Consider the following 18,614-nt stretch of genomic DNA (forward strand, 5'->3'; position numbering starts at 1 on the left):
CTCCGGCAGAGTCCTCATCAACAGAGCGGAGGTGGACATGAGACTGAACGTCGCGGTGATCGTCGCCAGCACCCGGACCGGGCGCTTCGGCCCCACGGTGGCCAACTGGTTCGCCCAGCAGGCCGCCAAACGTCCGGAGCTCGACCTCGACCTGGTCGACCTGGCCACGGCGAACCTGCCGGCGACCCTGACCGACACCGACGAGCCGACGCCCGCCGAGGTCGCCGTACTGGCTCCGCGGCTGGCTGCTGCCGACGCCTTCGTCGTGGTGACACCGGAGTACAACAGCAGCTTTCCCGCACCGCTGAAGACGGCCCTGGACTGGTACTACGAGGAGTGGCACGCCAAGCCGGTCGCCATCGTCAGCTACGGCCGCGAGACCGGTGGCCTGTACGCCGCGGGACAGCTGCGGCAGGTCTTCACCGAGCTGCACGCCGTTGCCATCCGCAACACCGTCGCCCTGCCCTGCTACTGGGAACAGTTCGCCGCCGACGGCAGCTGGCCCCGACCGGGCTCCGGCTACGAGGACTCCGTCAAGACCACTCTCGACCAGCTGATCTGGTGGGCCGAAGCTCTGCGCACGGCCCGTCTGCACTCCCCTTACCACGCCTGACCTGACCTGAGAACACGAGAGGATCACCGCCATGCGCAAGATCATCGAGAGCACCTTCGTCACCCTCAACGGCGTCATCTCCGACCCGCACCTGTGGAGCGCGCCGTACTGGGACGACGAGCACTCCGGCTACAGCATGAAGCTGATGGAGAGCACCGAGGCCCTGCTGCTGGGCCGCGAGACCTACGAGGCCTTCGCCGAGGCCTGGTCCGGGCGCAGCGGTGACCCGTACACCGACAAGTTCAACTCCATGCGCAAGTACGTCGCGTCGCGGACGCTGACCGAGACCACCTGGAACGCCGAACTGCTCGTCGGCGACGTCGCCGACGCCGTGCGGAAGCTGAAGGAGACCGAGGGCGGCGACCTGCTCAAGTTCGGCACCGGCGAGCTGTCCCGGACGCTGCTGGAGAACAAGCTGGTCGACGAGTACCACTTCTGGATCTTCCCGGTCGTCGCCGCCGGCCAGAAGATGTTCGACGGCCAGGACCTGGCCGCGACCCACCTCGAGCTGCTCGACACCACCACCTTCAAGTCCGGCATCGTCGTACACAAACTGGCCCCGAAGGCCTGAACGACGAAACAGCCGGTCACCGACACGGCCGGTGACCGGCTGGGAGCACTTCGCGCAGGTGGACGCCGTCGACCTGTCCGGCGCGATGATCCGCCTCGCCCGCCGGAAACGGGCCCGGAGCAACATCTGCTACCTGGAAAGCGATCTGCGCGACCTCGACGGCAGCTACGACTTCGTGCTCAGCGTGGCCACCTTGCACCACGTCGACAACTTGCCGGAAGCATTGACCAGGATCAGGCGGCTGGTGAGCCCCGGCGGTCGCGCCGTCCTGGTCGACACCGTGTCACCGCGCCCGGCCAACCCCCGCTGGCGCCTGTACGGCAACGAGGTGCGCAAGCTGCTGCGCAACCTCGTCCGCCGCGACGCCCGCGAGGCCTGGGAGATCTTCCAGCTCTCCACCGGCCCTTGGCTCGACCACCGGGTCAGCGACCGCTACCTCAGCCGCGAGCAATTCCGCTCCGTGTACGCCGAGGTCTTCCCCCAGGCCCGCTTCACCCGCGTCGGCAATGCGCAGGCGATGATCTGGGACAACCCCTAAGGCGCGATGTTCTGGTTGAGGTGGAAGACGTTGTCTGGGTCGTACTTGCGCTTCACCTCCACCAGCCGGTCGTAGTTGCCCTTGTAGTTGTCGGCGATCCGGCCCTGGTCGTCGTCGGCCATGAAGTTCACGTAGCCGCCGGCCTCGGAGTGCGGCGCGACGTCGGCGTAGTACTGCTTCACCCAGTCGATGTTCGCGGCGTTCTGGGCCGGGTCGGGCCACATCCCGGCGATCACCGTGGCGAAGTTCGCGTCCCGGTACGCGAACGCCGTCGCGTCGGCCGGCACCCGGTGGCAGGCACCGTCGATCGGGTAGATGTGCACGGTCGAGTTCACCGCCGGCAGTCCGGGCGCGTGCCGCAGGTGCGCCTGGATCGCGTCGTCGGTCAGCTCGGTGACGAAGTTCGCCTTCCAGTAGTGCTGCAGGCCGGGCGGCACCAGTGCGTCGAACGCCGAATTCAGCGCCGGGTAGGGCATCGCGCCGACGTGCTCGGCCACCACCGGCGCGAACTCCCGGAACCGGGCGATCTGCTTCTCACCCGCGGACAGGTCACCGGCCCAGCAACCGACGATCAGGCAGAAGCACTCGCCGTGGCGGTCCTCGGGGATGAACGGCAGCGGCGGCGCGAGCTGGAACGCCGGGAACCCGCCCAGCGACTCGTCCGCGTCCTTGATCAGGTCCCGGAACCCGGCCAGTACGGCGGCCGCGTCGGACATCTCGAACAGCATCGGCCCGCCGTACACCTGGTCGACCGGTTCGAGCCGGAACTCCAGCGCCGTGACGACGCCGAAGTTGCCGCCACCGCCGCGCAGCGCCCAGAACAGGTCCTCGTGGTCCTTCTCACTGGCGATCAGGAACTGCCCGTCCGCGGTGACCACGTCGGCCGAGATCAGGTTGTCGCAGGACAGGCCGAGTCCGCGGGCCAGGTAGCCGATGCCGCCGCCGAGCGTCAGACCGCCGACGCCGGTGGTCGAGATGATGCCGCCGGTAGTAGCCAGCCCGAACGCGTGGGTCGCGGCGTTGAAGTCGCCCCAGGTCGCGCCGCCGAGCGCCCGCGCCGTCCGGGTGACCGGATCGACCCGGACCGCGCGCATCGCGCCGAGGTCGCAGACCACGCCGTCGTCGACGGTCCCGAACCCCGGCACGCTGTGCGATCCGCCCCGGACCGCCAGCTCCAGCCCGTTCGCCGTCGCGAAGCCGACCGTCGCCATCACGTCGCCGGCGTTCTCGCACCGCACCACCACCCGCGGGTGCCGGTCGAACATCGCGTTGTAGACCATGCGCGCCTGGTCGTAGTCCGGATCGCCGTCCGTGATCACCGCGCCGCGGGTCCGTGCCCGCAGGTCCTCGATCGTGTACTCGCCCATGACATCCTCCACCGCCGTGCGGGCACCACACCACCGGCCGGCCCCCCAGCCGCCCGCCCGACCGGCAGTCCCGGCACAGCGCGAGAACCACTCCCCCACAGACCAGCGCCCGATCAACCCCCGGACGAACTGCCGGACCTCATCCCCTACCGACGATGCTCCCGGTGGAACCACGCGTCAATGCCCTGAAGTCAGTCCTTCTGCAGTGAGCTGAGCAAGCGGCTCTGGGCCTGTTCGAGGTGGTAGGCCATGTGCTCCGCCGCGGCGGCCGGGTCGGCGGCCTCGATCGCCTGCAGGATCGCGGCGTGCTCGGCGGCGACGTTCGACGGGTTCGCGGTGCGGTGGGCCTTGTACTGGCCCATTGTCAGGTGCACCTCGCCGATGATCAGCTCGTGCATCCGCGACAGGCGACGGCTGCCGACGCCGGCGACCAGTGCGGTGTGGAAGGCGATGTCGGCCTCGACCTGGTTCTCGAACAGGCGGTCGCGGGCGGCGTACTCGATCGCGACCTGGGCCTTCGCCGCGGCCGGCGGGACCTGTCCGCCGCCGGCCAGCGTGGAGACGGCCGCCTTCTCGATCGTCACCCGGCTGAAGAACAGGTCGCGGATCTCGTCTTCGTCCAGCGTCGGCACGACCGCGGTCTTGTGCGCCGTACGACGCAGCAGGCCGAGCGCGGTCAGCCGCTCCAGCACCGCCTTCGCGGTCGGCCGGGCCACGTTGTACTCGCCGGCCAGGCGCACCTCGGTGAGCTTCTCGCCCTGCGGGATGTCGCCGTTCACGATGCGCTTGCGCACCGACTCGTAGAGCGCCTCGGTCAGCGAGGACGGCCCGAGCTCCAGACTCGATTCGGTACCCACCGGGGCACCCCCTTCCGACGAATGGTCAGGCAAGTGTACTGGTCAACCAGTCCTTCCGAACTGTCCGAAGGCTCCCCGAAACCCTCAGTACCCCGCGGCCTTGTCGACCACATTCACCAGTTCCTGCCCTGACAGGAAGCGTCGCAGGTTCTCCCGCACGATCTGCTCGCCACGCCGGGCGGTCCCGGTGCTGGTCGCGCCATTGTGCGGCGTGACGATCACGTTCGGCAGATCCCAGAACGCGCTCTCCGGCGGCAACGGCTCGACCCCGTGCGCGTCCAGGCCCGCGCCCGCGATCTGCCCACTGCGCAACGCTTCCAGCAACGCGTCGTCGTCCGCGATCCCACCGCGCGAGATGCAGATGAAGTACGCCGACCGCTTCATCCGCGCGAACTCGGCCGCACCGAACCGCCCGAGCGTCTCCGGCGTACTCGGCGCCGTCACCACGACGAAGTCCGACTGCTCGAGCAAGGTCTCGAAGGGCACCTGTTCGACGTACGGCGAAGGCTCGCCCGCCCGCCGCCGTACGCCGAGGACGCGCAGGTGAAAGGCCTCCGCCTTGCGCGCGAGGTCGAGGCCGGAGTTGCCGAGTCCGTAGATGCCCAGCGTCAGCCCGGCCAGTTCTCCATGGGTGAAGCGATCCCAGCGATGCTCGGCCTGCGCCCGCATCCAGCGCGGCACGTCCCGGTTGAGCATCAACATCAGCAGCATCGCGTGCTCGGCCAGCGGGATCGCGCCGTTGCCGACCGACGACGTGAGCACCACGTCCGAGGCCAGCATCTCCGGCGACAGGTCCGCGTCGACCCCGGCCGCCGGACTGTGCACCCACCGCAACTTCGGAGCGCGCGCCAGGACGTCGCCGGGCACGCGCCCGATCACCGCCTCCATCGAGGCGACCACGTTGTCCGGGACGTCGGCCCATCCGTCCACGAAGAGCACGTCGGTCAGCTCGGCCAGGTCCTGCTGGTGCTTGCCGATGACAACAATCATTTGAGTCCCGTCGTCGCGATGCCCCGGATCAGGTACTTCTGCGCGAACGCGAAGAAGACCAGGATCGGCAGCAACGACAACAGCGACATCGCGAACAGCATGCCCACCCCGCTCTGGGTCTCGGAGTCGACCATCGAGTTCAGCGCCACCGGGACGGTGAACACCTGCGTCCGGGTCAGGTAGATCAGCGGAACGAAGAAGTCGTTCCAGGTCCAGATGAAGGTGAAGATCGTGGTGGTCACCAGCGCCGGCCGCATCAGCGGCAGTACGACGTACCAGAAGGTGAGGAACGGTCCCGCGCCGTCGATCCAGGCGGCCCGGTCGAGCTCGCGTGGCAGCGTGCGGATGAACTGCACCATCAGGAACACGAAAAACGCGTCGGTGGCCAGGAACTTCGGGATCAGCAGCGGCCAGTAGGTGTTCACCAGGTCGAACTGCGAGAAGAAGATGTACTGCGGGATCACCAGCACGTGGAACGGCAGCATCACCGAGGCCAGCGTGATCGCGAAGTACAGCTTGCGCATCCGGAACTGCAGCCGGGCCAGCGCGTACGCCGTCAGCGAGCAGCTGAACAGGTTGCCCACGATCGAGCCGAGCGTGACCAGCAACGAGTTCAGGAAGAAGACCGAGAACGGCCGGTTCAGCGCGTGCCAGCCGTCCTTGAAGTTGTCCAGCGTCAGGTCCTTCGGGATCAGCCCGGGATCGGTCAGGATCTGGTCGGCCGGCTTGAACGCGCTGACCACCATCCAGACCAGCGGGTAGACCATGAACGCGACGAACACCAGCAGGCCGGTGTGCTTGAGCGCGGACCGGAAGCGGCGCTGCCTCAGGACGGCGGTGGGGGCTGGAGTCAGGGTGGCGGTCATCAGTTGTCTCCGTAGAAGACCCAGTACTTGGAGGCCAGGAAGTGCAGCGCGGTGACCGCGCCGATCACTGCCATCAGCACCCACGCCAGCGCGGAGGCGTAGCCCATGTCGAAGGCGACGAAACCCTGCTGGTACACGTACAGCGTGTAGAACAGCGTCGAGTTCGCCGGTCCGCCGGTGCCGCCGCTGATGATGTGCGCCTGGGTGAAGGTCTGGAACGCGCCGATCGTCTGCAGGATCAGGTTGAAGAAGATGATCGGCGTCAGCAGCGGCACGGTGACGTGGGCGAACTGGCGCCACACGCCCGCGCCGTCCACCTTCGCCGCCTCGTACAGCTCGTCGGGGATCTGCCGCAGCCCGGCCAGGAAGATCACCATCGGCGACCCGAACGTCCACACGTTCAGCACGATCAGCGTGGCCAGCGCGGTTTTCGGGTTCTGCAGCCAGCTCTCGCCGTCGATCCCGATCAGCGCCAGGCCCTTGTTGATCAGGCCGGCGTCACCGAAGATCTCCCGCCACAGGATCGCGATCGCGACACTCGTGCCGAGCAGCGACGGCAGGTAGAACGCGCTGCGGTAGAAGGCCAGGCCGCTCAGCCCACGGTCCAGGATCAGGGCCAGCAGCAACGCGAAGCCGAGCTGCAGCGGGACCGAGACCACGACGTACACGAGCGTGACCTTGACCGACGCCCAGAACTGTTCGTCGTCGACCATCCGGCGGAAGTTCTCCAGCCCGGACCACTCCGGCGGGTTCAAGATGTCGTAGTCGGTGAAGGCCAGATAGAGCGAGGCGAACAACGGGACCGCGGTGATCAGCAGGAAGCCGAGCTGCCACGGGATCAGGAAGACGTGCGCGGCCCGGCCCTGCCGGTTCAGGTGGAACGCCGGCCGCTTGGTGGGCGGCCGGTCGGCCGGTGGGCCGTCGACCGCCCGCTGCTCGTCGGTCAGCGTCGCCACGTCACTGCGCCCGCTTGATGCCGGCCGAGATCTCCTCGACCAGCTTCTTCGACCCGTCCGGTACGGAGGTCCGGCCGAGCGCGATCTCCTCGCAGACGCGGGACATCGTGGTCCGCCAGGTGCTCGACCCGGGCGGTGCCTCGTAGCGCGGCTTGCGCTGCGCGGTCCGCTCGGTCGCGACCAGCGCGAGCATCTCCTTCTCGTCCGCGCTGGCGAACGCGACCGCCTGCTCGGCGACCTTCGGATTGGTCGGCGCGCCCATCGTCAACCGGACCGTCTTCAGCATGTCGGGATTGTTGACGTTGAAGTCGAGCACCTTGCCGGCCGCTTCGACCTTGCTGTCGTCGATGCGCTGGTACATCGCCATCCGCGGGAAGTACAGGTACTTGTGCCCGTCGACCGCACCGGCGTCGACCGGCATCGGGCGCAGCCGGAACTTGTCCTGCGGGAACATCTTCGCGTCGTCGATGATGTGGTTGGAGTTGCCGAAGTTCAGCAGCACCTTCTTGCCGACCTGGGCCCAGTCCGGTCCCATGCCTTCCTGCTCGCTGAGCGACAGCGCGGCCCCGGCTTTGCGCAGTTTCTCCCACCAGTCGAGCCAGCTACCCAGACCGTCGGCGGTGAAGCCGACCTGGCCGTCCTCGGTCCACAACTGCTCGCCGCGCTGCCGCAGCCAGGCCTCGAAGGTGAGGTCGTGGTCCGGCGCGTACGGCGTGCCCTTGCGCTTGCCCGGGTTGTCCTTGCTGTAGCTGATCAGCAGCTCCGACAGGGCGTTCCAGTTCCAGCCTGCTCCGACGGCCGGCAGCGTGACGCCGTCGGCCTTGGCGACGGTCTCGTTGTAGCGGATCACCGGGACGAAGATCGCGAACGGCATCGTGTTCAGCTCGCCGCCCAGCTTGAAGGTCTCCAGGTCCTCCTTGCTGTAGTCGCCCCAGTTCAGCGTCGGCACGTCGTCGAGCTTCCGGTACAGCTTGCTCTTGTGGTACGTCAGCACCTGCGGTGAGGCGATCCAGAAGATGTCCGGGACGTCGCGGGCCGCGATCTGCGTGGTCATCCGCTCCTGGAACGCGCTGTACTCGGCGAACTCCGGCTCGATGGCGATGTCGGTGTTGGCGGAGCTGAACTGCTGCAGCGCCTTGGTGTAGTTCTGCTGGCGGACGGTGTTGCCCCACCAGGCGTAGCGCAGGGTCGTTTTGCCCCCGCCGCCGCCCTCGGCACCTCCGCCGCTGCCACCGCAGCCCGTCACTGCCGCCACGGACAGGCTCGCCGCCGTCGTACCCAGGGCGAGCTTCAGGAACCCTCGCCGATTCAGTCCGGTCATCACGGTCTCTCGCTTCCTCAGGGTGGCTTCATTGTTTGGTTCCGATACATGACGGTCAAGAGGTCATGCATAGTTGTTTGACAATTTGTCAAAAGACAAGGGTCTCGAATCGCTCGATCACCGGCACCTCGACCCGCCCGTCGACCACCGGCAGCCGTACGCCGGCCCGCAGCGCTTGTACCTCGGCCACCTCGGGATCAGGCAGTTCCAGCCAGCACGGCCCGATCGGCAGCGGCTCGGCGAACCGCTGGTCGGCGTCCCCCGATCTGTTCAGCAAGTGGATCACCCGGCCCGCGGCCGACCGGCCGAGGACGATCTCCACCTGCTCGGGCAGTCCGGTAGCGATCTGCTGCGCGCCCGCCCAGAGCACCTCCGTAACCACCAGCTCGCGATGCGCAGTCAGCCCGACCTCGCGGTACGCCCGTCCGACGGTCCACGGCAGCATCACCGCCCGCCCCTGCCCGTACGGCGCCCGCAGCCGTCCCGGATGCTCCAGCTCCAGATGCCCGTGACACTTCTCCGGCGGCCCGTAGGGCGCCCGAGAGAGCGCTCTCCATCCGATCTCGGCGGTCGGGGACGGCTGGATCACGTCGAAGCGCCCGACCACCGGCACCACACCGTGGTCGCTGTCGCGCAGGTGCAACGACCGGACGGCTTCCTCGGTGTCGTGACTGGCCAGTCGCCGTTGCGCCGGCAAGCACTGCAACTCGATCTCCTCGGCCAGCACACCACTGTTGCCGGTAGCAACAACTGCTCCACCCGCCGCGCAGTACCGGTCGAGCACCGACGCGATGTCCGGTGCGAGGGACCCCAAGTCGGGCAGCACCACGACGCCGTACCGGCCGAGGTCGATGTCGCCCAGCCGCTCCTCGGGCAGGACGTCGAACGGGACGTGCCGTTGCAGCAGCGCCAGATAGAGGCCTTGGAACTCCTGGATCGCACCCTTGTCGGGGCGAACCAGCAGCGTCCCGGCCGCGGGCACGAGCTCGCGGTAGACGTCATGATGGTCCCGGTGAAAGCGGGTCAGCTCCCCCGCCACCGCGAGGCACTCGTACGGGTTGTCCCGCGGCGTCCCCATGATGTACGTCGACGGGTTGGCTCCGCGCGCGATCGCCTGGATCAGGTACTGCGCGAAGTGGTGCGGCTCCTCGCCGGCCATCCGGTACGGCATGTCGACGAAGGCCACGGAGTTGGTCAGCACCGGGACCTCCGGTCGGTAGGTCTTCGCGGCGCTGACGTGCTCACTGGTCCGGTGGTGCCACAGCGGCCGGCCGACGGCGTTGTTCGCCTCGTGGAAGACGATGTCGGCGCGATCGCCCAGCACGAGCGGGGCTTCGGGACGACGCGCGGAAAGATGGTCGCGGATCCGGCCGGTCAGGTCCGCGAGGACGTCCCGCGCGAACCGCTGCCAGGTCTCGTACCCCGGCGAATCCTTGCCCTGCGGCAAGGTCTCGCCCGGCGCGTAGTCGGCGTACCGGGTTCGGCAGGCCATGCAGTGGCACACGCCGCGATAGACGCGGCTGTAGTCGACCTCGTTGAACGACATCCAGTTGCAGAAGAAGCCGTCGACCGGATAGCGGTCGAGCACCTCGTCGAGCACCTCGAACAGCTTCACCTGGTAGTAGTCGCCGCTCGGGCAGACGCTGGTCAGTCCGTTGTAGACCTGCTGGTCACCGGCCGCGTCGACGAAGCACCAGTCCGGGTGCTGCTCGGCCCGCCGGTGGTCGATCTTGGAGAAGTCCATCCGGCCCATCACCCGGATCCCGCGCCGCCCGGCCGCCTTCACGGCGTCGCCGATCAGGTCGCCCGACGCGCGCTGCGCGAGGTAGGGGTTGCGGGTCTGGAAGTCGAGGTCGGTCGGGTAGTTCGACAGGATGCCGCCGACGCTCAGCAGCCAGGTGTCGGCGCCGAACTCCACCAGGTAGTCCAGCACCTCCTCGACGTCCAGCCCCGCGTCGATCTCCCGCAGGTTGGTCTGGAACATCCGGAACGGGTCCTGCCACCACAGGCCGCTCATGGCGACCGCCGCAGCGTTTTGTAGAGCGCGGAATGATCCAGGTCGCCGTCCCCGTCGGCGATCGCGGCGTTCATCAGTTGCTGCGTCGCGGCGGTGTTCGGCAACGCGAGGTCGAGCTCGGCGGCCGCCTGGACCGCCAGCATCAGGTCCTTGCGATGCAACCGGATCCGGAAGCCCGGGTCGAAGGTCTGGTTGACCATCCGCTCGCCGTGCAACTCGAGGATGCGCGACGACGCGAAGCCACCCATCAACGCCTTCCGGACGACGGCCGGGTCGGCGCCGGCGCGCTCGGCGAACAGCAGCGCCTCGGCGACCGCCTCGATGGTCAGGCCGACCACGATCTGGTTGGCCACCTTCGCGGTCTGCCCGGCGCCGCTCCCGCCGATCAGCGTGATGTTCTTGCCGAGCGCCTCGAACAGGGGCTTGGCCCGCTCGAAGACGTCGGGCCGGCCCCCGACCATGATCGTTAGCGAAGCCTGCTGCGCGCCGACCTCGCCGCCGGAGACCGGCGCGTCCAGGTAGTCGCAGCCCAGCTTCTCGATCCGCTCGGCGAACGACTTGGTCGCGGTCGGCGAGATCGAACTCATGTCGATCACCAGCGTTCCAGGGTTGATGCCCTCGGTTACGCCGTCCGGCCCGAACAACGCGTTCTCGACGTCCGGGGTGTCGGGCAGCATCAGGATCACCACCTCGGACCGCTCCGCCGCGTCGGCGGCCGACTCGCAGTGGTGACCGGCGAGCCCTTCGCGCCCGCGGTAGAGCGCGAGTTCGTGGCCCGCAGCCATGAGATTGGCGGCCATCGGCGTACCCATCACGCCGAGCCCGACGAAACCGATCCGCATCACGACCTCCAGTCCAGGTGGACGATCTCCAGCAGGCCGGCGGTCGGGATCGTCACCACCGCCCGCCCGTTCTCGACGGTCGCCTCGACGTCGACATCGGCGACCAGCAGTCGCGCCCGCAGGCGATCGGCGGGGACCGCGACCGACACCGTTTGCGGGGGCAAGGGCAACGTTTCGCGGATCGGGCCGCGCATCGCCATCGGGTTGGTCAGGTTGACCAGGGCAACGGCCACCTCGTGGTCCCCGCGACGCACGGCGAGATCGACCAGCCCGGCGCCCTCGACGGTGACCTCGGGATCCTTGCCCAAGGCCCATGCCACCGCGTTCGCGACCAGCCGCCCGTGGTCGGCCTGCAGCGCTTCCCAGAAGATCGCGCCCAGGTTGAACGGGAAGTACACGGTCCGGCCGCCGCCGTCGTGCTCACGGCAGACCACCGCGGGCCGATCCGGGGCTTCGCGCGGGTAGACCTCTTCCATCGGCAGATCGGGGAAGTCCGGGATGAACCGGAACGGCACCTGCGCGGTCGGCACGGCGTCGATGTCGATGATGTGCGTGCCGCCGATGATTCGCGTCGTCCCGTCGAATCCTTCGTTGAGCCGATGGTCGCCGGTCAGCGCGATGTAGTTGTTCTTCACCTGTCGCGCGGGCTGCGCCAGGTGCACCCCGAGCACGTCGCCCAGACCGAAGTCGGCGCGGAGCTGTCCGCGTTCGTCGTACAGGGAGGTCTGGTACGCCGCGACGAGCGAGCCGCCGGACTCGACGTACGCCGTGAGCGCCGCGAGCTGGTCGTCGCCGAGCTGCTCCGCGTTCGCGAGCACGATCACCTTGAACTGACCGAGGCGATTGGCCGACAACTCCTGGTCGGAGACGAACTCGAACGGGACCCGTGCCTCGACGAGCGCCTGGTAGAAGCCGTCCTCGTGACCGATGCCGTCCGGCGTCCGCAGCTGACCAGCGCGGGTCGGGTCGAGCAGCGCGACCTCGGCGGTGATGCGCAGGGGCTCGAGCACCGGCTCGACCTTGGCGTGCAGATTGAACGCCTCGACGATCGGCGGGACCCAGCGGTGGTCCGGCACGCTCGCGTTGAACTTGGTGAACCACGGCAACGCACCCTGCGCGAAACCGTCGACGATCCAGGTCTTCGTCTCCTCCGCCGGCGCGACCGAGTCCTTCCAGCGGTACTGGTGGTGCTCGGGCCCGACCGAGGTGATCAGCCGGACCGGGCGATCGGGGAAGACGCCGCGGTTGCGCTTGCCGTTGCGGCCGGCCGCCCAGGGCGCCTCGATGCCGGAGCGGCCCTGCTTGTCGATGAAAAAGATCGGGTAGTGCTTCTCGACCAGCTCGCGGTCCAGGTCGCGTGCGGCCAGGGCGCCGAGGTTCGGGATGAAGCGCGCGTGCGGCCGGATGTCGCGCACCGCCTGGTCCCAGATGCCGACCAGCCGGCTCAGTTGCCGACGGCGCCAGACGACGTACTCCTGCCAGTTCTCCTGGTGCTCGCCGGCGGGCAACTCGAGGCCGGTCTCGTCACGGAACGACTTGCGCGCGGCATCGCTGTAGGAGATGCCGTAGTAGCCCTCCCAGCGGTTGGCGAAGATCGCGTCGACGTCGTACTCGCGGACGATCTCGCGGGCCACCTCGGTGATGAACTCACGGTGGTAGCCGGTGAACGCGCAGGTCAGCCAGATGTTCGGGTGGGCCCAGTGCTCGAGCGCGTTGCCGTCGCTGTCGCGGGCCAGCCACTCCGGATGCGCCGCGGCCGCGTCGGCGTGGATCGCGTGCGGATCGACCCGGGCCATCACGCTCATGCCGAGCTTGCGGGCGCCGTCGACCAGGGTGCCGAACGGGTCGGTGTCGCCGAGGTACTTGCTGCGGTAGTGGTACTGCAACTGGGTCGGGTAGTAGGCGATGTAGCCGCCGGCACTGATGCAGGTCGCGTTGGAGCGGCTGTCGCGCATCAGGTCGAGCCAGAAGTCCGCGTCGAAGTGCAGCGGGTCGTCCTCGGCCAGCGTGATCTGGGCCCAGCGGGTGGCCCGCTCCGGCCAGTCGGGACTCCGGTCGGCGCTCTGGATCGCTTGCTCTGGCTCGATGCGCATGCGGCGGTTCCTCCTGGAGTTGGCTTGGGAAGATTGTTAGACAAGATTGCATGAGTGGCAAGAGCTGGTGTTAGCCTTTTCGCATGGATTTCCGCGGCTTCGAGGTCAGCGCCAACGTGTCGATGCTCTTCACCGAGCTCCCCTACCTGGACCGGTACGCCGCGGCGGCGCGCAGCGGGTTCCGGCTGGTCGAGTCGTGGTGGCCCTTCCCCGGGCCGACCGCGTCGCCGGCCGAGATCGACCTGCTGGTGACGGCACTGAAGTCGGCCGGGGTCACCTTGAGCGCGCTGAACTTCTACGGCGGCGACATTCCTGGCGGTGAACGCGGTGTCGCTTCGCATCCGGACCGGCAAGAGGAGCTTGCGGCGAACATCTCCACGATGGTCGAGATCGCCGAGCGGACCGGGTGCCGGCTGTTCAACCTGCTCTACGGGCAGCTCGACGACCGGTGGTCACCCGCTGAGCAGGAGGCGTGCGCGGTCGAGGCGATCCGCTCGGCCGCGGCGGCCGTCGAGGGCTTCGGCGGCACTGTGCTCATCGAGCCGCTGACCGAGGGGCTCAACGGGCGCTATCCCTTGCTCACGGCAAACGACGTACTGGCGCTGCTCGACGGTCCGCTGAAGGACGTGCCGAACCTGTCGTTGCTCTTCGACACGTTCCACCTGGGCAGCAACGGCGTGGATCTGGTCGCCACGGCGTCGGCTCTCGGCTCCCGGCTCGCACACGTGCAACTCGCCGACTCCCCCGGCCGCGGGGAGCCGGGCTCGGGGGCTCTGCCGATCGTCGAGGCTTTGGACGCATTGAAGTCCGCCGGGTATTCGGGCGTGGTCGCCGCCGAGTACAAGCCGACTGTCGACACCGCGAGCAGCCTCGGCTGGTTGCCCAGCGCCTGACCCCTACCTCGCTTCCCGTTGTTCTGTTGATATCTCGCCCCGCAGGCGAGAAATCAGATCCAGTCGCGGCGAGTCGCTTCCATCGCCAACTGGAACCGCGTCTGCGCCCCCACCCGCTGCGACAACCGCATCACATGCCGCTGCACCGTGCGCTCGCTCCACCCGAGCGCCCGGCTCGCCGCCTTGTCTGTCGCGCCCGAGGCCAGCAGCGTCAGCAGCTTGACCTCCTCCGCCGACAGCGTCTCCCCGACCTCCTCCACGTCCAGCGCGCTCAACCGCACCGGCACGCTCCTTTCCCACGCCAGATCGAACAGCGCGACCAGCGCGTCGAGCAGCGGCGACGGATGGATCAGGTACGACGCCGTGACCGCGTCGTCCCCAGTCCGCAGCAAGGGGATGATCGCCAGCCGGTCGTCGGAGATGCCCAGCTTCATCGGCAGGTCCGGCGCGATCCGGGCCTGCTCGCCGTGCTTGATCCCGCGCGTCACGTCCGCCAACCAGCCGGGCAGCTCGAGAACCGACCGGTCGTAGATCACCCGGTACTTGACCCCGCGCCGGAGCAGGTCGAGCTCGACCGGATTCGACTCGGTGTGCGCCTGCGGAGCGGCGTACGGCGGACGGTCGAAGCCGCGCATCTCGCTCCGGGTGTTGCGCTGCATCTCGACCCAGCGGTGGTTCACCTCGTCCCGGCCGGAGATCACCTCGACCAACTCGCCCGGGTGGTTGAACCGCGAGCCCGCCCGGTACATCTCCATCAGCGTCCGGACATGTCCACGCACCTCGTGCAACTCGCTCTCGCGCTGCCGCAGGATCGACTCCAGCGCGCTGTCCGGCGAACCGGCGACGTACCGGACCGGCCGGCCGTTGGGCCGGGACGCCAGCCCCAGGTCGACCAGCAGCGCCAGCGACCGGCGTACGGCCGAAGCCGGGCTGCCCGTGTCGGCCACGAGCTCGGGAACCGTCGCCCGCGAGCGCCGGACCAGCGCGTGGTAGATCTCCTCGTCCGCTGGTCCCAGCCCGATCGTCTCCAGCACCGCTCCACCCCTTGTCGTAAACCCGTCACCTGACCGGAAGTCGTCGCCGGAACAGCTTGTCAGTGCATAGTTCCGATGCCAATGTTCTTGAACCGGTCACTGTCCGCCCGGCCTCTGTTCCGCCTGATTTCCGGCCGTACCCGCACGGACCGCGCCTCGCGCGGCCCGCCGTCGGCATGCGCGCCATTGTTGAGGAGTCCCCATGTCGCAGTCCTCCCGTCACCCCGCCCGGTGGTGGCTCGCCGCGTCGGCCGTGTTGCTGCTCACGCCGTCCCTCGCCTCCGCTGCCCCACCGATGGGTACGTCGATGGCCGCCGTGACTGCCGTCACCTCTGAGCGGGCGCGCGGCAAGATCGACCCCTCGCTGCTCGACACCGCCCGGACCCAGCGTTCGGCGAACGGGCGCGTCGAGGCCGCCGTCGTCCTGACCTCGACCACTCCGGCAGCGACCAGCCCCGAGCAGGTCCCCGCGGAACTCGAGGCCGAGGCCGCCGAGACCCAGCGGCCGGTGCTCGACATCGTGCGCGCGCTCGGCGACGAGGTGGTCAGCACGTTCTGGCTGAAGAACATGGTGCTGGTCCGCGCCACCCCACAAACCCTCGAGGCGCTGGCCACCAACGACCTCGTCGACCGGATCATCCCGAACTTCGAGCTCACCGCGCCCGACCAGAAGCCGGTCGCCACCACCGCGACCGACGACACCACCTGGGGCCTGACCAAGATCGGCGCCGACCGAGTGCAGAACGAGCGCGGCCTGACCGGTGAGGGCGTCCGGGTCGCGATCCTCGACACCGGAATCGACCCGAACCATCCAGACCTGGCCGGCAAGCTGGTCAGCGCCGACCCGAACGATCCCGAGCACCCCGGCGGCTGGCTCGAGTTCGGCAGCGGCGGCGAGCCGATCCACTCGCAGCCGCACGACAGCAGCTACCACGGCACCCACGTCGCCGGAACGGTTGCCGGTGGCAATGCCTCCGGCACCCGGATCGGTGTTGCCCCCGGCGCCGACCTGATGGCCGGCCTGGTCATCCCGAACGGCACCGGCTCGCTGGCCCAGGTGATCGCCGGCATGGAGTGGGCGATCGCACCGTACGACGCCGACGGCAAGCCGGCTGGCGAGCCCGCGGACGTGGTGAGCATGTCGCTGGGCGCCGAGGGCTTCGAGGACGAGATGATCGAGCCCGTCCGCAACATCTACCGCGCCGGCGTCTTCCCGGCCTTTGCGATCGGTAACGAGTGCCTGCCCGGCGGCTCCTCCAGCCCGGGCAACGTGTACGAGTCGGTCAGCGTCGGCGCGACCGACGCGAACGACGACGTCCCGGACTGGTCCTGCGGCGGCACCGTCCAGCGGACCGACTGGATCGACGCGCCGAGCGAGTGGCCCGCGTCGTTCGTCGTACCGGACATCTCGGCGCCCGGCGTCGACGTCTACTCGACGCTGCCCGACGGCTCGTACGGCGAGCTCAGCGGTACGTCGATGGCCACGCCGCACGTCTCCGGCACGGTCGCGCTCATGCTGCAGGCCCGCCCGGACCTGTCGGTCGACGAAGCCCTCGACATCCTCGCCGGCACGTCGGTGCACGACAGCCGGTACGGCGCCCTGCCGAACGACCGGTTCGGCCGCGGCCGGATCGACGCCTTCGCCGCGGTCAACGAGGCCGGGCTGAAGAGCGGGGTCCGCGGTGTCGTCAAGGACGACAAGTCGGGCAAGGTCCTGACCGGCGTGACGGTCACGTTGCCCAGCGGTCGCGCGGTGAGCACGGATGCCACCGGCACGTTCGAGCTGCGGGTCGCTCCGGGGACGTACAAGATCACGCTCTCCCGTTTCGGCTACCGGACCACGACGGCCACCGCCACGGTCAAGGCCGATCGGCTCACCGAGCTGCGGGTCGAGCTCGACCGCACCCGCTGGGGCACGATCACCGGCAAGGTGACCTACGGTCCGACCGGCAGCACGGTGCCGGGAGCAACGGTCGAGGTGCAGGACGTGCCCGACAAGCTGGTCGCGACAACCGGCCGGGACGGGCGGTACACGATCCGCGATGTACCGGAGGGCAAGTACCAGGTGGTCGCGAACGCGCCCGGGATCTCCCGGACCGCGCCCGGCGCTGTCGCCGTACGGACGCAGGGGCGGCTCGACCTGGCGCTGCCGAAGCCGTTCCCGACCGAGCGGCCCTCGGTCTCGGCGGCCGGTGCCCAGGGCAACTCGGACATCTGGTGGCCGGAGCTGAACGCCGACGGCAGCTTGGTCGCGTACGCCACGGCGTCGTCGAATCTGGTGGCCAACGACACCAACAACGATCTCGACGTCTTCGTCACCGACCAACGCACCGGCGCGGTCGAGCGCGTCTCGGTCTCGTCGACCGGTGAGCAGGGCAACAGCTTCTCGCTCTCCCCCACGCTCAGCGCCGACGGCCGGTACGTCGGCTTCAACAGCGGGGCGTCGAACCTCGTGGCCGGTGACACCAACGGGCAGACCGACACGTTCGTGCACAATCGGACCACCGGGACCACGACGCTCGTCTCGGTCACGCCGTCAGGTGCTCCGGGCAACGGGTTGTCCGGGCCGCCGTCGTTCACCGCGGACAGCCGGTACGTCACGTTCAACAGCGACGCCGACGACCTGGTCCCGGGCGACACCAACGGGCAGACCGACGTCTTCGTCCGCGACCTGCAGACCGGGACCACCGAGCGGATCTCGGTCGCCCCGGACGGATCCGGCGGCAACGGCGGTTCCCGCGAGCAGTCGATCAGCGCCGACGGCCGGTACGTCGCGTTCGTCAGCGACGCGAGCAATCTGACCGGCGACGACGTGGAGTTCCAGCGCGACCTGTTCGTCCGGGACCGGGTCGCCGGGACCACTCGCCGCATCGCCGACCCGGATCTCGCCGGTGAGTACTCGTCGCCGCTGATCAGTGCCGACGGCACCAAGGTGGTGTTCGAGAACCGCAGCGCGCCGTCGTGGGCGAACCACGTGCACGTCTTCGACCTGCGGACCGGCCAGGCCGAGCTCGCCTCGGTCGCGACGTCCGGGGCCGAGGGCAATGACTGGTCGTTCGCGCCGTCCATCAGCGCGGATGGAACCAAGGTCGCGTTCTACAGCGACGCGACGAACCTCGTGGCCGGTGACACGAACGCGAAGCCGGACATCTTCGTCCGCGATCTCGCGGCGAAGACCACGACGTCGGTGTCGGGCGGACCGCTCGGAGTCCAGGGCGACGGGCGCTCCGAGCTGCCGAACCTCAGCAGCAACGGCCGGTACGTCGCCTTCCAGAGCACCTCGACGAATCTGGTCGGTGGCGACACCAACCACCGCTCGGACATCTTCGTCCACGACCTGGCCGCCGGCCCGGAAGCCCGCTGGGCGCTGACGGACCTGTTGGTGCCGCCGACGAAGGTCCGCCCTGGTCAATGGGTGATCGCGACCGCTTGGCTGAAGAACGTCGGCGAGGCGGCGGGCACCTACACCGCGACGCTGAAGCTGGACGGCCGAGTCGTCGCGGAGCGAGACGTTGCTCTCCGCAGCAATCGGGACACTCGGGTGATCTTCACCTTCCGGAGCCCGGCGGTCGGCACCCATCCCCTGACGCTGGGCCCGCTCACGACCCAGTTGACCGTCCGGCGCTGAACCACCAGCGCTGATTGACCGCGGCCGG

Annotated in this window: 15 protein-coding genes; 5 read left to right on the forward strand and 10 right to left on the reverse strand. The window is 68.8% G+C overall.

The features are described 5' to 3' along the window. Nucleotides 1-37 precede the first annotated feature (37 nt). The 3 genes from ACQPXM_RS26835 to ACQPXM_RS26845 are packed head-to-tail and all read left to right on the forward strand — an operon-like array spanning nucleotide 38 to nucleotide 1,722. Nucleotides 38-613, forward strand: a complete 576-nt coding sequence (locus ACQPXM_RS26835) for an NADPH-dependent FMN reductase (RefSeq protein WP_432938235.1) — start codon at nucleotides 38-40, stop codon at nucleotides 611-613. Nucleotides 614-644: 31 nt separating this feature from the next. After that, entirely contained in the window at nucleotides 645-1,184 is a 540-nt protein-coding gene (locus tag ACQPXM_RS26840; RefSeq protein ID WP_432938238.1) for a dihydrofolate reductase family protein, read from the forward strand. A gap of 31 nt (nucleotides 1,185-1,215) precedes the next feature. Then, nucleotides 1,216-1,722 (forward strand): class I SAM-dependent methyltransferase, encoded by a 507-nt coding sequence (locus ACQPXM_RS26845; RefSeq protein ID WP_432938240.1) that lies wholly within the window; start codon nucleotides 1,216-1,218, stop codon nucleotides 1,720-1,722. Here ACQPXM_RS26845 and ACQPXM_RS26850 read toward each other — a convergent pair. From ACQPXM_RS26850 to ACQPXM_RS26890, 9 genes are all read right to left on the reverse strand, one after another. Beyond that, the gene (locus ACQPXM_RS26850; RefSeq protein ID WP_432938243.1) at nucleotides 1,719-3,089 is read right to left on the reverse strand and encodes an FAD-binding oxidoreductase; all 1,371 of its coding nucleotides are present in this window, start codon (nucleotides 3,087-3,089) and stop codon (nucleotides 1,719-1,721) included. The genes ACQPXM_RS26845 and ACQPXM_RS26850 overlap by 4 nt on opposite strands. 191 nt (nucleotides 3,090-3,280) lie before the next feature. Continuing rightward, the gene (locus ACQPXM_RS26855) at nucleotides 3,281-3,946 is read right to left on the reverse strand and encodes a GntR family transcriptional regulator (RefSeq protein WP_432938246.1); all 666 of its coding nucleotides are present in this window, start codon (nucleotides 3,944-3,946) and stop codon (nucleotides 3,281-3,283) included. An 84-nt stretch (nucleotides 3,947-4,030) separates the two neighbouring features. Beyond that, a complete protein-coding gene (locus tag ACQPXM_RS26860) occupies nucleotides 4,031-4,936 on the reverse strand; it encodes a D-2-hydroxyacid dehydrogenase (protein ID WP_432938249.1) in 906 nt (301 codons plus the stop codon). After that, a complete protein-coding gene (locus ACQPXM_RS26865) occupies nucleotides 4,933-5,802 on the reverse strand; it encodes a carbohydrate ABC transporter permease (protein ID WP_077014736.1) in 870 nt (289 codons plus the stop codon). Before ACQPXM_RS26865 ends, ACQPXM_RS26860 begins: the two co-directional genes overlap by 4 nt. Further along, nucleotides 5,802-6,758 carry a carbohydrate ABC transporter permease gene (locus tag ACQPXM_RS26870; protein WP_432938252.1) on the reverse strand — a complete coding sequence of 319 codons (957 nt, stop codon included), beginning with the start codon at nucleotides 6,756-6,758 and terminating at the stop codon, nucleotides 5,802-5,804. The genes ACQPXM_RS26865 and ACQPXM_RS26870 overlap by 1 nt, the downstream gene beginning before the upstream one ends. Before the next feature lies 1 nt (nucleotide 6,759). Then, nucleotides 6,760-8,079 carry an ABC transporter substrate-binding protein gene (locus tag ACQPXM_RS26875; protein WP_432938254.1) on the reverse strand — a complete coding sequence of 440 codons (1,320 nt, stop codon included), beginning with the start codon at nucleotides 8,077-8,079 and terminating at the stop codon, nucleotides 6,760-6,762. A gap of 88 nt (nucleotides 8,080-8,167) precedes the next feature. Beyond that, nucleotides 8,168-10,096: an alpha-amylase family protein gene (locus ACQPXM_RS26880; RefSeq protein ID WP_432938257.1), complete on the reverse strand. Its 1,929-nt coding sequence runs from the start codon at nucleotides 10,094-10,096 to the stop codon at nucleotides 8,168-8,170. Next, on the reverse strand, nucleotides 10,093-10,938 hold the full coding sequence (locus ACQPXM_RS26885; protein ID WP_432938259.1) for a 2-hydroxy-3-oxopropionate reductase: 846 nt from the start codon (nucleotides 10,936-10,938) through the stop codon (nucleotides 10,093-10,095). The genes ACQPXM_RS26880 and ACQPXM_RS26885 overlap by 4 nt, the downstream gene beginning before the upstream one ends. Then, entirely contained in the window at nucleotides 10,938-13,031 is a 2,094-nt protein-coding gene (locus ACQPXM_RS26890) for a family 10 glycosylhydrolase (protein WP_432938261.1), read from the reverse strand. The genes ACQPXM_RS26885 and ACQPXM_RS26890 overlap by 1 nt, the downstream gene beginning before the upstream one ends. Before the next feature lie 83 nt (nucleotides 13,032-13,114). Between ACQPXM_RS26890 and ACQPXM_RS26895 the strand changes: the two genes are divergently transcribed. Further along, nucleotides 13,115-13,924: a hydroxypyruvate isomerase family protein gene (locus tag ACQPXM_RS26895; protein ID WP_432938263.1), complete on the forward strand. Its 810-nt coding sequence runs from the start codon at nucleotides 13,115-13,117 to the stop codon at nucleotides 13,922-13,924. A gap of 53 nt (nucleotides 13,925-13,977) precedes the next feature. Here ACQPXM_RS26895 and ACQPXM_RS26900 read toward each other — a convergent pair whose 3' ends face one another. After that, nucleotides 13,978-14,958 carry a helix-turn-helix transcriptional regulator gene (locus ACQPXM_RS26900; protein ID WP_432938266.1) on the reverse strand — a complete coding sequence of 327 codons (981 nt, stop codon included), beginning with the start codon at nucleotides 14,956-14,958 and terminating at the stop codon, nucleotides 13,978-13,980. A 202-nt stretch (nucleotides 14,959-15,160) separates the two neighbouring features. Between ACQPXM_RS26900 and ACQPXM_RS26905 the strand changes: the two genes are divergently transcribed. Then, nucleotides 15,161-18,586, forward strand: a complete 3,426-nt coding sequence (locus tag ACQPXM_RS26905) for a S8 family serine peptidase (protein ID WP_432938268.1) — start codon at nucleotides 15,161-15,163, stop codon at nucleotides 18,584-18,586. The last annotated feature ends 28 nt before the right edge of the window (nucleotides 18,587-18,614 follow it).

Source organism: Kribbella sp. CA-253562 (assembly GCF_050942265.1).
GTDB lineage: Bacteria > Actinomycetota > Actinomycetes > Propionibacteriales > Kribbellaceae > Kribbella.

Bases quoted from the DNA above. Each gene is read 5' to 3' on its own strand.
- ACQPXM_RS26835 (WP_432938235.1), top strand. From the start codon at position 38: ATGAGACTGAACGTCGCGGTGATCGTCGCCAGCACCCGGACCGGGCGC.
- ACQPXM_RS26840 (WP_432938238.1), top strand. From the start codon at position 645: ATGCGCAAGATCATCGAGAGCACCTTCGTCACCCTCAACGGCGTCATC.
- ACQPXM_RS26850 (WP_432938243.1), bottom strand. From the start codon at position 3,089: ATGGGCGAGTACACGATCGAGGACCTGCGGGCACGGACCCGCGGCGCG.
- ACQPXM_RS26860 (WP_432938249.1), bottom strand. From the start codon at position 4,936: ATGATTGTTGTCATCGGCAAGCACCAGCAGGACCTGGCCGAGCTGACC.
- ACQPXM_RS26865 (WP_077014736.1), bottom strand. From the start codon at position 5,802: ATGACCGCCACCCTGACTCCAGCCCCCACCGCCGTCCTGAGGCAGCGC.
- ACQPXM_RS26875 (WP_432938254.1), bottom strand. From the start codon at position 8,079: ATGACCGGACTGAATCGGCGAGGGTTCCTGAAGCTCGCCCTGGGTACG.
- ACQPXM_RS26880 (WP_432938257.1), bottom strand. From the start codon at position 10,096: ATGAGCGGCCTGTGGTGGCAGGACCCGTTCCGGATGTTCCAGACCAAC.
- ACQPXM_RS26885 (WP_432938259.1), bottom strand. From the start codon at position 10,938: ATGCGGATCGGTTTCGTCGGGCTCGGCGTGATGGGTACGCCGATGGCC.
- ACQPXM_RS26890 (WP_432938261.1), bottom strand. From the start codon at position 13,031: ATGCGCATCGAGCCAGAGCAAGCGATCCAGAGCGCCGACCGGAGTCCC.
- ACQPXM_RS26895 (WP_432938263.1), top strand. From the start codon at position 13,115: ATGGATTTCCGCGGCTTCGAGGTCAGCGCCAACGTGTCGATGCTCTTC.
- ACQPXM_RS26905 (WP_432938268.1), top strand. From the start codon at position 15,161: ATGTCGCAGTCCTCCCGTCACCCCGCCCGGTGGTGGCTCGCCGCGTCG.